18 protein-coding genes are annotated in these 15,752 nt (G+C 35.0%); 6 read left to right on the forward strand and 12 right to left on the reverse strand.

From position 1 onward, the window contains the following. Positions 1–59: 59 nt before the first annotated feature. The 6 genes from fabG (at position 60) to AR685_RS10470 (ending at position 6,926) form a co-directional block, all read left to right on the forward strand. Entirely contained in the window at positions 60–791 is a 732-nt protein-coding gene (fabG, locus tag AR685_RS10445; protein ID WP_047443596.1) for a 3-oxoacyl-ACP reductase FabG, read from the forward strand. Between the two features lie 65 nt (positions 792–856). Further along, on the forward strand, positions 857–2,077 hold the full coding sequence (locus AR685_RS10450; RefSeq protein ID WP_047443597.1) for a beta-ketoacyl-[acyl-carrier-protein] synthase family protein: 1,221 nt from the start codon (positions 857–859) through the stop codon (positions 2,075–2,077). 4 nt (positions 2,078–2,081) lie between these two features. Next, positions 2,082–2,336, forward strand: coding sequence for an acyl carrier protein (locus AR685_RS10455; RefSeq protein WP_047443599.1), 255 nt, complete (start codon positions 2,082–2,084; stop codon positions 2,334–2,336). 109 nt (positions 2,337–2,445) lie between these two features. Beyond that, complete coding sequence (locus AR685_RS10460) at positions 2,446–3,330, forward strand: lipid A biosynthesis acyltransferase (protein WP_059124513.1); 885 nt, start codon at positions 2,446–2,448, stop codon at positions 3,328–3,330. A 337-nt stretch (positions 3,331–3,667) separates the two neighbouring features. After that, entirely contained in the window at positions 3,668–5,206 is a 1,539-nt protein-coding gene (locus tag AR685_RS10465; protein WP_059124514.1) for a phytoene desaturase family protein, read from the forward strand. A gap of 58 nt (positions 5,207–5,264) precedes the next feature. Next, positions 5,265–6,926, forward strand: a complete 1,662-nt coding sequence (locus tag AR685_RS10470) for a C45 family autoproteolytic acyltransferase/hydolase (protein WP_059124566.1) — start codon at positions 5,265–5,267, stop codon at positions 6,924–6,926. 132 nt (positions 6,927–7,058) lie between these two features. Here AR685_RS10470 and AR685_RS10475 read toward each other — a convergent pair whose 3' ends face one another. From AR685_RS10475 to AR685_RS10530, 12 genes are all read right to left on the reverse strand, one after another. Further along, positions 7,059–8,243, reverse strand: coding sequence for a DUF2062 domain-containing protein (locus AR685_RS10475; protein WP_059124515.1), 1,185 nt, complete (start codon positions 8,241–8,243; stop codon positions 7,059–7,061). After that, positions 8,244–8,729 (reverse strand): hypothetical protein, encoded by a 486-nt coding sequence (locus AR685_RS10480; RefSeq protein WP_047443606.1) that lies wholly within the window; start codon positions 8,727–8,729, stop codon positions 8,244–8,246. It lies immediately after the preceding gene. Further along, entirely contained in the window at positions 8,726–9,103 is a 378-nt protein-coding gene (locus tag AR685_RS10485; protein WP_082002097.1) for a 3-hydroxyacyl-ACP dehydratase, read from the reverse strand. Before AR685_RS10485 ends, AR685_RS10480 begins: the two co-directional genes overlap by 4 nt. A 1-nt stretch (position 9,104) precedes the next feature. Next, on the reverse strand, positions 9,105–9,740 hold the full coding sequence (locus AR685_RS10490) for a hypothetical protein (RefSeq protein WP_047443607.1): 636 nt from the start codon (positions 9,738–9,740) through the stop codon (positions 9,105–9,107). Continuing rightward, positions 9,706–10,332 (reverse strand): LolA family protein, encoded by a 627-nt coding sequence (locus tag AR685_RS10495; RefSeq protein ID WP_047443608.1) that lies wholly within the window; start codon positions 10,330–10,332, stop codon positions 9,706–9,708. Before AR685_RS10495 ends, AR685_RS10490 begins: the two co-directional genes overlap by 35 nt. Further along, positions 10,332–11,081 carry a polysaccharide deacetylase family protein gene (locus AR685_RS10500; protein WP_059124516.1) on the reverse strand — a complete coding sequence of 250 codons (750 nt, stop codon included), beginning with the start codon at positions 11,079–11,081 and terminating at the stop codon, positions 10,332–10,334. The genes AR685_RS10495 and AR685_RS10500 overlap by 1 nt, the downstream gene beginning before the upstream one ends. Before the next feature lies 1 nt (position 11,082). Beyond that, positions 11,083–11,349, reverse strand: a complete 267-nt coding sequence (locus AR685_RS10505) for a hypothetical protein (RefSeq protein ID WP_047443612.1) — start codon at positions 11,347–11,349, stop codon at positions 11,083–11,085. 26 nt (positions 11,350–11,375) lie between these two features. After that, positions 11,376–12,440 carry a beta-ketoacyl synthase N-terminal-like domain-containing protein gene (locus AR685_RS10510; protein ID WP_047443614.1) on the reverse strand — a complete coding sequence of 355 codons (1,065 nt, stop codon included), beginning with the start codon at positions 12,438–12,440 and terminating at the stop codon, positions 11,376–11,378. After that, the gene (locus tag AR685_RS10515; protein WP_059124517.1) at positions 12,440–13,636 is read right to left on the reverse strand and encodes a beta-ketoacyl-[acyl-carrier-protein] synthase family protein; all 1,197 of its coding nucleotides are present in this window, start codon (positions 13,634–13,636) and stop codon (positions 12,440–12,442) included. Before AR685_RS10515 ends, AR685_RS10510 begins: the two co-directional genes overlap by 1 nt. A gap of 81 nt (positions 13,637–13,717) precedes the next feature. Continuing rightward, positions 13,718–13,975, reverse strand: a complete 258-nt coding sequence (locus AR685_RS10520; protein ID WP_047443784.1) for a phosphopantetheine-binding protein — start codon at positions 13,973–13,975, stop codon at positions 13,718–13,720. A gap of 90 nt (positions 13,976–14,065) precedes the next feature. Continuing rightward, positions 14,066–14,605: a 3-oxoacyl-ACP synthase gene (locus AR685_RS10525; RefSeq protein WP_052187820.1), complete on the reverse strand. Its 540-nt coding sequence runs from the start codon at positions 14,603–14,605 to the stop codon at positions 14,066–14,068. Between the two features lie 10 nt (positions 14,606–14,615). Next, positions 14,616–15,749, reverse strand: coding sequence for a beta-ketoacyl synthase N-terminal-like domain-containing protein (locus AR685_RS10530; RefSeq protein ID WP_059124518.1), 1,134 nt, complete (start codon positions 15,747–15,749; stop codon positions 14,616–14,618). Between the last annotated feature and the right edge of the window lie 3 nt (positions 15,750–15,752).

Consider the following 15,752-nt stretch of genomic DNA (forward strand, 5'->3'; position numbering starts at 1 on the left):
TGGAAAAATGAAACCAGAACTCTGAAAGGGTTCATCAATTTAACACCACAAAAATACAAATGAAATGTGCAATAATAACAGGTGGTTCCCGAGGAATTGGTAGAGCAATCTGTATAAAACTGGCAGAAGAAAAAAATTATCATATTTTAATCAACTACACTTCTAACGAAGCTGCAGCAAAGGAAACTTTATCTAAAGTAGAAGAGTTGGGTTCTACAGGAGAAATTCTTAAATTCGATGTAGGAAATGCTGAAGAAACGCTGCAGGTTTTAAATGAATGGCAAGACAATAATCCAAAGTCAGTTGTTGAGGTGATCGTCAATAATGCAGGAATCACGAGAGACGGACTATTCATGTGGATGCCAAGTGAAGACTGGAACTCAGTGATTAATACGAGTTTAAACGGTTTTTATAACGTGACGAATTTCTTCATTCAGAAATTGTTGAGGAACAAATACGGTAGAATCATCAATATGGTTTCTGTTTCGGGAGTGAAAGGAACGGCCGGACAAACCAATTATTCAGCTGCAAAAGGTGCTTTAGTGGGAGTTACAAAAGCTTTGGCTCAGGAAGTTGCTAAAAGAAATATCACAGTAAATGCTGTTGCACCAGGCTTCATTAAAACAGATATGACTCAGGATTTCAATGAAGATGAACTGAAAGCAATGATTCCTGCCAACCGTTTTGGAGAAGCTGAAGAAGTGGCAGATTTGGTTGCATTTTTAGCCTCAAAAAAATCTTCTTACATTACAGGAGAAATTATTAATATTAACGGAGGAATTTATTCATAAATTAGGTAGCAGAAAAAGGTAGCAGTTGTGCAACCTAAATCTACAACCTACAACCTAAATTTTAAATGGAAAATAGGGTAGTCATTACCGGAATGGGAATTTATTCTTGCATCGGAACTTCTTTGGAAGAAGTGAAAGAATCCCTGTATCAAGGTAAATCCGGAATTGTTTTAGTCGATGAGAGAAAAGAATTTGGTTTCAGATCAGGTCTTACCGGAGTTGTTCCCAAACCCGATTTAAAGAACCTTCTTAGCAGGCGTCAGCGTATAAGCATGGGCGAAGAGAGCGAATACGCTTATCTTGCAACATTAGATGCTTTAAAACAGGCACATTTGGATCAGGACTTTTTAGACCAAAATGAGGTCGGAATTTTATATGGAAACGACAGTGTTTCTAAAGCGGTAGTTGAATCTATTGATATTGCAAGAGAGAAAAAAGACACCACTTTAATGGGTTCTGGTGCGATTTTCAAGTCGATGAACTCAACGGTCACGATGAATCTTTCCACAATTTTTAAATTGAGAGGAATTAATTTAACTATCAGTGCAGCTTGTGCGAGTGGTTCTCACTCGTTGGGGCTGGCTTACATGATGATAAAAAATGGTTTTCAGGATATTATCGTTTGCGGGGGCGCTCAGGAAACCAATAAATATTCCATGGCGAGTTTTGATGGATTAGGTGTTTTTTCGGTAAGAGAAAGTGAGCCAACAAAAGCTTCGCGACCATTTGATTCGGACCGGGACGGTTTAATTCCAAGTGGAGGTGCGGCATCTTTAATTGTTGAAAGCCTAGAATCGGCACAAAAAAGAGGTGCTACTATTTTAGGAGAAATCATTGGATATGGTTTTTCTTCAAATGGCGGTCACATTTCTACACCGAATATTGAAGGCCCTGCTTTAGCTATGAACCGAGCTTTGAAACAATCTGGTTTAGAAGTGAAAGATATCAACTATATCAATGCTCATGCTACTTCAACACCGATTGGTGATGCCAACGAAGCAAAAGCAATTCACGAAATTTTCGGAAGTGAAGTTCCTGTGAGTTCCACAAAATCAATGACCGGTCATGAATGTTGGATGGCAGGAGCAAGTGAAGTGATTTATTCAATTTTGATGATGCAGAACGATTTTGTTGCACCTAATATCAATTTGGAAAATCCCGATGAAGACGCAAAAAAGATAAATTTAATCTCTGAAACAAAAAATCAAAAAATTGACGTATTTTTGTCGAATTCTTTCGGATTTGGGGGAACCAACTCCGCATTAATCGTTAAAAAATTTAAGTAAAAACATGGAAAGAGAAAAAATTGTTGCCATTGCTAATGATTTTTTAATCAATGAATTTGAGGTAGATGGTGATGAAATCAGCAATGATGCCCATTTCAAGAAGACTTTGGGTTTAGACAGTTTGGATTATATCGATTTGGTGGTAGTCATTGAATCAAATTTTGGGGTGAAATTAGGTGAAGCAGATTTTAAAAATATTATCACTTTTGACGATTTCTACTCCACAATAGAAAGCAAAATCACAGAAAAAAACGCATAATTATTGATTGAATTTTTACTTTAAAAATGTAGCAATATAGCACGGTAGCGATTTACAATGTGGAAAATAATTGTTAATTTACTATAGTGATAAGTTGTAAATTGAGTTTATGAGCAAGTGGAATGGCAAATCTAAAGGCACAATCTTAGGTTATAGAATCTTTGTGTGGTGCATTAGAAATATGGGAATCAGGAGTTCTTATTTTGTGCTTTATTTTGTTGCAACTTATTATTCGCTATTCGAGAAAAAAAGTAATTTCTACATTTCCTACTACTTTCAGAGAAGATTAAACTATGGGTATTGGAAGTCTAAATTTTCTATCTTTAAAAGCTACTTCACGTTCGGAACAGTTTTGATTGATAAAACTGCAATTTCCGCAGGTTTGCGAAAAAAATTCACCTTCGAATTTGACGGTATTGAAAACCTTCGGAATCTTTTATCGGAAAAAAAAGGTGGTGTCCTCATCAGTGCCCACATCGGAAATTTTGAAATTGCCGAGTATTTTTTTGCAGAAATTGATTTCGATTGTCAGATAAATCTAGTGACTACCGATCAGGAAGTTACAGTGATTAAAGAATATCTTGAAAGCGTCACCGTTAAAAAAAGCGATATCAAATTTATCTATATAAAAGAAGATATGTCTCATATTTTCGATATCAATGAGGCTTTATCAAAAAATGAATTAATTTGCTTCACAGGTGATCGCTATTTTGAGGGTTCAAAATTTTTGGAGGCAGATTTACTTGGTAAAAGCGCTAAGTTTCCTGCCGGTCCGTTTCTTATAGCTTCAAGATTAGGAGTGCCCGTGGTATATGTATATGTGATGAAAGAAAAAAATCTTCACTATCACTTATACGCAAGAGTGGCTCAGCAAGTTAAAAAACGAGACGCACAAGGACTTTTAAATTCTTATACCCAAAATCTGGAGTCGATGATTCTAAAATATCCACTTCAATGGTTCAATTACTTCGATTTTTGGGATGATGTAGATTGATTATTTCCATATTAGATTTTTACTTTTGTTGAATAGCTGTCAAGGCAATTTTATAACCGCTATTTCTAGCCTCCAATCCCACTTTCTTCGGTCACTGCGAGCAAGGTGAAACAATATAATAGGTTTAGCATTCATAATGCCAGAAAAAAAATCCCAATCAGGCTGGCTGCATACATTCAATAGCTTAAAATTGCGAAATATTGTGTACTTTGCTGAGTGAAAGCACAAATTTGACAAAATCAAAGGGCTTTATGAACGAAGAATATTTTCAATTATTTTATAAAAAATATTAGAGTTCTATTCATTAAAGAAAACTTATAACTAATTTTTTTCTCCTTTGAAAAAACAATACGACATATTGGTCATTGGCAGCGGTCTCGGTGGCCTTGTTTCTGCGCTTATTTTAGCGAAAGAAGGACTAAAGGTCTGCGTGCTTGAAAAAAACAATCAGTATGGCGGAAACCTACAGACTTTCTCGAGGGATAAATTAATTTTCGATACGGGAGTGCATTATCTCGGAGGACTTTCGGAAGGACAAAATCTTCATCATTTCTTTTCTTATTTAGAAATTATCAATGATCTCGAGCTCCATAAAATGGATGAAAACGGATATGATAAAATCACGTTTGAAGATGATGAAAACGAATATCCTCATGCGCAGGGTTACGAGAATTTTGTAAAGCAGCTTTCAACATATTTCCCTGATGAAAAAGAAAATCTCGAAAATTATTGTGAAGAAATTCAAAGGGTTTGCAATTATTTTCCGAGGTATAACGTGGTTGGACAAAACAATTACAACGAAGAGATCCTCCATCTCAACACCAAAAGATTTATCGAGTCGATTACGGCTAACGAAAACCTTCAGGCAGTGTTGTTAGGTTCAAATTTTCTTTATGCAGGAGATTCTGAAAATATACCTTTTTACGTTCATGCTCTGACAGTTAATTCTTACATACAAAGTTCATACAAGTGCGTGAAAGGCGGAAGTCAGATTTCCAAATTGCTCATTAAAAAATTGAGGGAGTATGGGGCAGATGTATACAAACATTCTGAGGTTTCTGAAATGATTTTTAATGAAGATAATACCATGACCTCAGTTAAGACTAAGCAGGGAAAAGAATATTCGGCAAAACAGTTTATATCCAATATAGAAATTCGCTCTGCGCTTAAGATGATAGGAGAAAGTAGATTGAAGAAATCCTTTCTAAACAGGGTCTTAAGTTGGGAACCTGTATCTTCATGCTTCAGTGTCTATATAGTTTTGAAGCCCAATACGATTGCCAATTTTAATTATAATATTTACCATTTCTCCTCTAAAGATTTAGTTTGGAATTCATTTCGTTATGAGAAAGAAAAATGGCCGGCAACTTATATGCTTTCCTCAACACCTTCGAAGCATCATGGGGAATTTGCAGAAAGCCTTACGGCGATTTCTTACATGGATTTTGAAGAAGTCACAGAATGGGAGAATACCTTTAATACTATCGCTGATCAATCCGAAAGAGACGAACTGTATGGGAAATTTAAGCAGGAGAAGGCCGATAAAATGATAGATGCTTTAGAAAAGAAAATGACCCATATTAGGGATTCTATAAAAAGTGTCTACACATCTTCTCCATTGTCTTACCGTGATTATATTGGAAGCTACGAAGGAAATATGTACGGTTATATAAAGGCTTCAGAAAACCCTTTAAAAACAATGGTTTCGCCGCGAACTAAAATAGAAAATCTTTTTTTGACAGGACAATCGGTTAATATGCACGGGATTTTAGGATGTACCATCGGAGCTTTCAATACCTGTGCAGAGATTTTGGGTAGGGAAATAATTGATGAACGTTTGACAAAAATGAATAATAAAAAAAGATGTGAAAAATAGAGGTAACATACATTCTATCATTCAAAACAGAACGAGATGTAATGGTCAGAATAGCAGGATTTTTGTTGTTCTGTGGATCAGCCTTATTCTCATTTGTAATCTTATTTCTTGTGGCGTCAGAAGATCAGTAAAACATATTCCTGATGTGAGCCAATATTCTTTAGAAATCCCAAAAGTCAACAAGATTAATGATTCTTCTTTTAGTTTTAATCAAAATTATTTAACCAAAAACAGGCAACAACTCTGGGAATTATATATCAAAGGAAATGCGCTGCAGTTGGGTTATAATAACGGCGCTTTAACACAGAATTTAATGCAGAGGCAGGAAGATATTTTCTTTTCAAAAGTAAAGGGCTTTGTTCCCTCTAAATTTAAACAGAATCTTTTAAGAGGCTTCCTGAAATGGTATAATCGCAAAATGTACCTGAATGTAAGAGATGATTTTCAGGTAGAATTGTATGGCTTATCTCAGTATTCATCAGATAAATATGATTTTGTTGCGCCGAAATTAAGGAGGGCAATGTATCTGCACGGAGCGCACGATATTGGCCATGCCATGCGGGACCTTATGGTCGTAGGTTGTACTTCGCTCGCCGTGTGGAATGAGAATACGGAAGACGGTGATTTACTTATTGGAAGAAATTTTGATTTTTCTGTGGGTGAAGATTTTGCTAAAAACAAATTAATAGAATTTGTAGAACCTGAAAACGGAATTCCATACCTGTCAGTAAGCTGGCCGGGAATGATTGGTGTTGTATCCGGAATGAATAAAGAGGGAATTACGGTAACAATTAATGCCGGAAAATCTAAAATTCCTTTAACGGCAAAAACGCCAATTTCTTTGGTTACAAGGGAGATTCTTCAATATGCCAAAAACATTAATCAAGCGATCGCCATTGCTAAAAAAAGAAAAGTTTTTGTTTCAGAATCTATTTTGGTGGGAAGTGCGAATGACAAAAAAGCAGTAATCATTGAGGTTTCGCCAGATAACTTTGGTGTTTACGATGTTGCCAATTCTAGCAGGGTTTTATGTACCAATCATTTTCAGTCTGATGCATATAAAGATGATAAAAGAAATCAAAAACATATAGTAGCAAGCCACTCAGAATATAGATATGAAAAGCTTCAGGAATTGTTGTGTGAAAACTCAAAGCTCAATCCCGAAAAAATTGCAGCAATCTTAAGAGATAGATCAGGTCTGAAAGATAAAAGTATAGGATTGGGAAATGAGAAAGCTATCAACCAGCTTTTAGCTCATCATGCGGTTATTTTTTCTCCTGAAAAAAGACTGGTATGGGTTTCTTCGAGTCCTTATCAGTTGGGGGAATTTGTTTGTTATGATTTGAATGAAATTTTTTCAGATAATAGATTGAGTAAGGGGCAATTTGCAAAATCAGAGTTGAATATTGCTAAAGATCCTTTTGCAGATTCTCAAGAATTTGAGAATTATGAAGTTTTCAAGATCATAGATTCCGAAATAAGTGATGCAATTAAAAATGGCAATATCATTTTAACAGAAGGCAGTATTTCAGATTACCAGTCGCTTAATCCCGATTTTTGGTGGACATATTATCAGGCTGGAAGATATTATTTTATACATAAAGAATATACTAAAGCAAAGATTGAATTTGAAAAAGCCTTGACAAAGGAAATTACTACAGTTCCCGATAAAGATAATGTTGAGAATTACTTAAAGAAAACCATTAAGAAATTAAAATGATTTTTTATGTTTGAACCGCTTAATTATTCGATGAAGATATAGATCTTTTCAGATAATACTTTACTCATTTCTGTGAATGTTAAGTTGGAAAAAAATTATGATAAGTCTGAAAAATTAAATTTTTAAAGCCTGCTATGCTTTAATTTTTTCGTTGTCAGGACTTACTTTATTCAAGAACAAAAAGGTGATGGTTCCTGAGAATAAAGACATTACAGTCGCTAAAATCAGACTTCCAATCACATATTGAAGCAGATTGTTTTTCACCAAATCAAAATTTAATTCCTGATTGAAAATATTGCTTTCTCCGCTCACAAAAGGAGCTCCCAAAAAGAGGGAAGCAGCAATGATAAAAGGAATGAATGGTGGGAGACTTACATTTGATGCGACAAACGCCAGAACTTTGTTGAGTTTGAAAAGTACAGATAAAGAAATCACAAGAAGCGTGTGAAGTCCCCAGAGCGGTGAGAAGCCTATGAAGACGCCTAAAGCAACAGAAAAGGCTTTTGTACGAGTGCTTCCGTCACTTTCTAAAATATCTTCCTGAATGAATCTTTTAAAACTTTTTTTTTTGAAATTATTTATGAAATTTCGAGGTATAATATAGAGTAAAGTAATGGTTACCAAAATAGTATTTAGAATACTGATTCGTGTAAAATCTTTGAAAGGTCTGAAATGAGAAACTCTTTCAGCAGGATCATACAGAACTTTGATTGGAACATTTTTTACAGGAATATGTTTCCAGGCTGTTCTTACTATGATTTCAATTTCAAATTCGAATTTTGGAGTAAAATACTTCTTAGGAATTTTATGTAAAGGATATAATCGGTAACCAGACTGTGTATCTTCCAATTTAATTCCGGTTTCAAACCAAAACCAGAAGTTAGAAAATCGGTTGCCAAAGCTGCTTTTCTTAGGAATTCCGTCTTGGAACATGTTTCGGTTCCCAATCAGTAAAATATCTTCTTTTTCGTGCAACAAAGCCTCTACAAACACTGGAATGTCGTCAGGATAATGCTGTCCGTCAGAATCAATGGTTATTGCGTGGTCAAAGCCTGATTTTTTTGCTTTTCTGAAGCCAATCTTCAAAGCATTGCCTTTTCCTTTGTTTTCCGGTAAATTGATGATGGAAACCTGAGAATAGGTCTTTAATATTTCTGAAGTGGAATCGGTAGAACCGTCATTAATAACAATGATGTTTTGTGTATAGGTCAAAACACCATCAAGTACTCTCCTGAGAGTTTTCTCATTATTATAACTAGGAATTAAAATGCATATTTTCCTATCAATAATTGAGCGCTGTACTTCAGAGAGTGTCATTTATTTTAATGAATTTTTTTCAGTTGCTGTCATCGTTTTAGACTGCATCGCAAATTTTTTAATATACACTTTCAACCCAGCATTTTGTTTTGAATAATTTTTGATAATAAATGCTTTGTCTTCTTTTAAATTTTTAGAGTAGCCAACAATTTTCGGAATGTTTTCCTGAACGCTCATTCTGATCACTCTCAGTTCGACATTGTTGGGATTAGATTTTATGATGCTTTCAAGGTTTACTGCACCAGATTTTACGAAAGATTTTCTTTTGTTTTTTTCGGTCGTTACTTTAGCTTCGAGGATTTCTGCGGCAGCTTTATATGCCGAAATTACAGGCTCAGAAGATGATTTTTTTTCAGCCAGTTCAATGAATTTTTTCGCACCTTCTGTAGAAAGGTTTGCCTTAGAATAAGAATTTCTTAACTCTTCAAGATCTCCACTCTGAAAAAGTAAAAATAGGCCTGCGAATAATGATAAAATCAGTTTCATGTCAATAAGGTATAATGTACAGACATTTTCAATGCAATAGTCTCGCCAAATGAGGTTGTGTTTTTTACCTTCACATTGCTTTCTTCTTCCTTGATGTCGAGTTGCATTTTCAATTCAGGTGTTTCAAATGGATTAATAATGGCCATGAATTTTACATTGGAAGCTGATCTTAAAAATAACTTCTTCCCTGTGAATTCTTCCGTTAATTCTTTTACAATCTGCATCATACAAACACCTGGCGTTACAGGATTTCCTGGAAAATGACCATTGAAAATATCATGATCTTTATTCAGCTTAATGTTTGCTATAAAACTTCCATTTTCTGTTTTTTCGGAGCTTTCTAAAGTATAAAAATCTGTAAGTATGGTCTGCATTTTATTCTGTTTCGGTTATTTGAAATAGCTTGATATTGATCCTGTAATCTTTATGCTGAAGATTAATTGTCTCTGCAAAAGTAGGTTTTTTAGCTTCAAAACTAAAATTGATTTTCTCTTTCCTTTTCTGTGTGTAAACGATTTGTGTGAGCAGAGAGTTTTCTTTGTTAAAACATAAATAATAATTTTTCTTACCAAATTTTGAAAGATAAATCTTAGAATCATTCTTTTCAAAACTTTCAGCAACAGTATACTTTTGTCTCAGTAATTCCTGAAAATCATTTTTTAGAAAATTAATAACCATTTTTTTATCTAAATCTGCCAAGACATAGTTGAGTTTAAAATCATTTTCTGAAATTTCAAAATCAATCATTTTGTTTCCGAAATCTGAGGTCAATACAACTCTATGTGTAGTTTCTGATATTTTTTTGATGATGAGAATTCCGCTAATATCATTGCCATAAACTTCCATCTGGCATTTATAGACATAATCGTCTTGTGATGAAAAATATAAATTTTCAACTGTTGTTTCGGAATTTGAAACAGCTTTTACATCCTTGAGCTGGTATGTTTTACAAGAAAGCAGCAGGAACAAAAATGAACTATAAAGAAAACTCAGAAGCGGGTATCGGCGCATTGATTTTGGTGTTTTTAAAAACAATATTCGTGGTATCTCCAGAAGCTTCCGTCATATTGACCTGAGAAACCGTTGTTTGGTTTCTAGGAAAATGGAGTTCGATTTGCTTAATGTACTTCAGCAATTGCGCAGATTTAGGAGTGAATTTAGCGATGTTAAATGTTGAGTTTTTCAGGTAAACTACAGAAAATTCAGGGTCGTTGAACATTTTTCCGTTTGAACTTCCTACGATCAGCTTGTTGATCTTCTCAAAAGTTTTGCTCTTTGCATCAACAGAAGATTTTTTACCTTGGTCGTTAATAAAGATTTTATTTTCCTTAAAAACAATGCTGTACTGATATGGCTTGGTATATTTCCAGCTCAGCGTGTTTGGTGATTTTAAAGACATTCTGCCTTGAGTGACGATGTTTTTGTCTAGAAAATCCATTTTTTTGGTTTGAACGAAATCGCTCTGCAACGTTTTGATCTCTTTGGTTTCAGCTGAAATTTTGTTCACGAAGGCTTTAGATTCAGCGTTTGTCATTGCCGTAGTTTGGGCAAACACAAAACCTGAAAATAAAAAAAGCACTAAGAAAGTTATATTTTTAAACATTATTTTTCTGATTTAATGATTGAATCAATCGTAAAAGTAGAATACTTCTCACGCTCCAAAAATAACAATAATCTGACCAAAACATTATGCGTTTTCTCAGAGGTATCGTGAAGTAGGATGACACTTCCTTTTTTTAATTTTTTGATGATTCGGTTGTAGATTGTTTCCTCGTCTTCAGTCACTGTGTCAAGTGAACGTATATTCCAGCCAATGTTTTTTTTATTCGTTTTTTTAATGGCTTTAGCTATATTTGGATTGGTTACACCGAAAGGTGGACGGTAAAGATTAGTTGTTATATTTCCAGATCTTAAAATAACTTCATCACATTTTTTAATTTCCTCAATCATTCTTGGGGTTGATAAAAAGCCGGTGTTGTTCGAATGTGAAAAGGTGTGATTCCCAATGGTATGACCGTCAGCAATAATTCTCTGAAAAGTTTCAGGATATTTTTCAATCTGTTTTCCGATGCAGAAAAAGGTAGCTTTGATGTTGTTTTCTCTTAGTAGATCTAAAAAAGTTGGTGTGAATTCAGTGGGCCCGTCATCGAAAGTCAAAGCTACTTCTTTAAATTTTGTACGTTTATGGGTAAAGCTGTTGACGAAATATCCCAATTGAATGTCGAATGAACCCCAAATTATTACTGCAGAAAATAGGATGAAGCAGAAGATATAAACCCAAATCGTTCCCTGAAATGCATAAATTAAGGCATTAAGGAAAAGATAGAAGATGATAAATGGGTAGTGTTTCATGTTAATACATACTTGCCGCCGTAATTGTCGGAATAAACAATATCAGTAGTCCAATCGTAGTGGTTTTATAAATGGAATATTCCGTCTTTTTAAATTTTTTTAATGCTAACCAAGTTATTAAATTTAACAAAATCAAAATTGAATATCCGAAAAGTACCAGAATTATTGCTTTATCATTTCCATCCCAACCAATACTGAGCATTTTTAAAACTAAAATGAGATTAAAGGCTGCCGCTATTGTAAAATGGATTCTAGTATGGGTCTTCATTTTACTAGAGCTTTTTTATTTAAAAATTAATCAGCTCTTTCCATCAAGACCAAACTGTGGTCAATTCCTCCTAATTGATTGTATAAAAGAACATTTTTGATGCGTTCCTTTGTCACATTATTAATTTTCATCACTTCTGGAATCACTTGATTTCTAAAAATATGACAAGCCATAAATGTTGAAAAACCGCTCGCCGTATTGAACTCTCCGCTTAAATGTTTGTAATAAAGTAATGAAGAATTTGGAAATAATTCAGATGCATTTCTATAATAAACATCCGATTCTGAATCTCCGCTGAAACCTAAAATCACAGCATCAATCTCTTCTTTTTTTAGATTATTTCTAGCTAAAAAATCTTCAATGAATTGTTGAGTTTCATTTAATTCCAATGAATTAACAATTTGAATATCTTTTAATTGTGCATAAGAAGTTTCAGTTTTCTCTTTTCCTAAAACGAAAAAACTAGAACCTTCACCCCAAATCACACCTTCCGTCGTTGAATTTAAATAATCCGTTGGAAGATTTTCTTCTTTTTTAATGGAATTGCTCAATTTATAAAGTTCCATTGTTCTGTCGGTTTGCTCGTCTGTTGAACCTACCAAAACATTTTCCGCTTCACCATCCAAAATCTGAAGTTTCGCATCCAGCATTGAAAATTCGAGTGAAGATGAACTGTTGACATAAGTAAAGTTGTAGCCATGACACTGCAATCCCAAAGCAATTTGCCCGGAAACTGTGTTGTGTGTCGATTGAATGAAAAACGTTGGTGTCAAGAATTCTTCATTGTTTTCCAAAACATTTTTCAGGAACTTTTCAGAATCCTGAGAGCAGCCCATTCCGGTTCCTACAATAATAGAATCCGGTTTTTCTATTCCTGCTTCCTGCAAAGCTTTGTTGGAAGCTACCGAGCTCATTTTTACAGTTTTAGACATTCTTCGGCTCATCGCTGGCGGAATGAATTCTTTATAATTGGGTTCGATGGCTTTTAAAATCTGAACTGAATTTTCAGGTTTTAAAGTATCGAAGAAATTTTCATTTAAAGTGTCCTGAACCGAAATGCAGGCTGCACTGTTGATGTAAACTGCACTCATTATTTAGAAAAAATTAAAGTTGAACAGTTTCCACCAAATCCAAAAGAATTGGAAAGGACGTGGTTGATATTTTTCTCTTTCAGTTCGGTAACCGGTGTCAAATCAAATTCTTCCATTTTGGTTTTGAAATTTAAATTTGGAAAAATCACATTGTTCTGCATTGCTAAAATAGAATAAACGGCTTCAATTCCTGCGGCTGCCGCTAAAGTATGACCTGTAAATGCTTTCGTAGAACTAAATTCCGGAACTCGGTTTTCACCAAAAATCCTAATCATTGCAATGCCTTCAGATAAGTCATTATTCGGTGTTGCGGTACCATGAACGTTAATATAATCAATGTTTTCTTTATCTAAACCGGAAACTTTCAGAGCTTTTTCCATTGCTAGGAAGGCACCTTGTCCGTTTTCCGAAGAAGCCGTTTGATGATGCGCGTCGTTGGCATTTCCATAACCAGAAAGATAAGCTAAGACTTTTTTATTTTCTTTTTTGACAACTTCATCAGATTCCAAAACAAGGAAGGCGGCGGCTTCGCCCAGATTCAGACCTTTTCTGTCGTTGTCGAAAGGCGTGTTGTAAGAGTCCGTCAAAATCATCAGCGTATTAAATCCATTCAAAGTAAACTTCGATAGAGAATCTGTTCCGCCTACAATCACTCGGTCAAGAACGCCGTTTTTGATGAGTTTTGCGCCCATCATGATTGCATTAGCAGCTGACGAACAGGCTGTGCTGATGGTAGAAACCATTCCTTTCAAACCCAATAATTCTGCAATCGCCAAAGATGAATTTCCGGCGTCGTGTGAGTCAATATATTTTTGCTTTTCAGGGAAATCCTCGTAGGTGTAGAAATATTTTTCAGTAATATCCATTCCGCCCACGCTGGTGGAGGAAATAAGTCCGGTTTTGTACTCGTTGATATTCGAAATTCCGGCACTGTCTACAGCCTCTTTTGCGGCAACCATTCCTAATAAAGCGGTTCTTGTAAAGTTGTTGTCTTCATTGAGTTGAAGTTTCTGCACAAGTTCTTCATTAGACAATTTTATTTCGCCCGTTTTGATGCTTCCGGCGTGGCGTGTTTCAAACAGTTCAATGTCTGAAATGCCATGTTTACCGGTTGTCAGCGAAATAAAATTTTCCTCGACATTGTGACCAATGGAGGAAATAATGCCCATTCCTGTAATGGCAATTTTTTGACTCATCTTTTAATAATGTACCCAAGTATCCATTAATCAATGTCAAAATATTGGGACATTGAGAGAAGGATACATTGTTAGATTAAATTATTTTGTTCTGTTTTCTTCGATGTACTTTGCCATCACTTCGATAGACTGGAAGATTTCTTTTCCTTTTTTTGGATCTGCTAATTTGATTCCGTAGTCTTTGTCAAGAAGTACAATCAATTCAAGAGCGTCGATAGAATCTAATCCAAGACCACCTCCGAATAACGGATCCGTGTCTTTTATTTCTTCTACTGCAACATCCTCAAGATTAAGAACATCAACGATTTTGTTTTTTAATTCTAATTTTAAATCTTCCATTTCTTTTAAATTTACCAATGTATCAATGTTCCGGTTTACAAATTGAAACTGAGTAGTATTGTTACATTGTTATACTGTTATATTGTTAAATTACGTAGTTAGCAAATATACAAAAGCTTTATAACTTTCCTGATATAGTTCGACCCAGCCACATAAGACTTTTTCCGCCTTCCCTGATTGCAGAATCTGTGCCGCGTATGAATTCAAAAATTCTTCATCAAATTCATCCAAGACAAAAAATGCGTTTTCGGTCTGCATTTTATGTTTAATGCTGATTTCACCAACGCAAATATTCGGCAAAGTGTACACGAAAACGGCAGGACTGGGGAAATAATTATCCTGAGAATTAATACTTTCCTGATATTTAAAATCGGTGTCTAGACTTGAGGATTTGTTGGCGAAAACTATAGCGGTTTTGCTGTGGTCGTCGTTTTTAAGGATCATCTCAGAAGCCAAAAATGCCAGTTTGCTGAGATTATCCATTTTATGAAATTTTGGATAACTCAGTTCTAGGCTTTTATAAGCTTCTTTCGAAAAATCTGAAAAATTCTCCGTTGGACTCTCAAAAATAATTTTTTCATTGAGGATTATTTTTGAGTTTTGTATGGCGCAAATGTCTGTTTTTTTCATCTTTTTCATTTTAACATTTTTCCAAAACAATTGCCGCATTACACCCACCAAAACCCGAAGCTGTCTTCAAAATATATTTGATTTCTGCCGACTGATTTTCTTTAATGATATTCAAATCCTGAGAAATGCCCACTTCTTTAAAGTTCTTAGATGGAATTAAAGTGCTGTTCAAGGCAGATTCCATGGAAATAATGCTCTCTAATAAACCTGATGCACCTAAACAATGTCCGTAATACCCTTTCATACTGTTCAAAGGAACATTCTGCAAATGCATTCTGTTGAAAGCGATGGCTTCCATTTCGTCGTTGTAAAGCGTTGCTGTTCCATGAGCGGAAATAAAATCGATTTGTTCTGAAGAAACTTTCGCTTCTTTCATCGCATTCTGGACGCTCGCATACAATCCGTCGCCGGTTCTTGATGGTCCGGAAATATGATTGGCATCGTTAATTGCTGAATCGCCTGCAACTTTAAACTTGAATTTTTCATTTTCTGATGGAGTGGAAGTGATATACGCTGCTGCGGTGGCTTCACCGAGATTAATTCCATTTCGGTTTTTGTCGTAAGGTTTGCAAGGTTCACTTCCGATTGCCTGAAAAGAATTGAAACCTGAAATTACAAACTCAGAAATCTCATCGCCGGCGACCACGAAAGCGTCTTTGTATTTTCCTGCCTGGATCATATTTTTCGCAACAGAAATTGCCATCAATCCGGAAACACAAGCATTTGAAACGACAATAGGTTTGGTTTTAAATCCAAAAAAATCTGCCAGTTTTTGCGCTAATTTTGAAAGGTAAACGCCTTCCGGTAAAGTGCTTTCGTTTTTTAATAAACTGATATTTCCTTTTGTTGTCGATAGAATAAAAGCGGTCTCATCGGAAATCGAATGTCTTTCCAAGAAAGGTTTCAGGCTCAACAAAAACATTTTTTCAAGTCTGGTGAAATTCTGATTGTCGAAGTGTTTATTAAATTCCTCTTCTAGTTTCTCAGAATCAATTGTAGAAACAAAGAAAGCTTCGTTATTGTCGATAATTCTATGCAAAGCAACTCCGGATTTTCCTTCCAAAAGTGCGTTCCAGTTTGATTTCACATCAAAACCCAAAGGCGTGACGCAGTTATAATCTGTAATGTAAATTTCTCTGTTCATCAA

The organism is Chryseobacterium sp. JAH (assembly GCF_001507335.1).
Classification (GTDB): domain Bacteria; phylum Bacteroidota; class Bacteroidia; order Flavobacteriales; family Weeksellaceae; genus Chryseobacterium.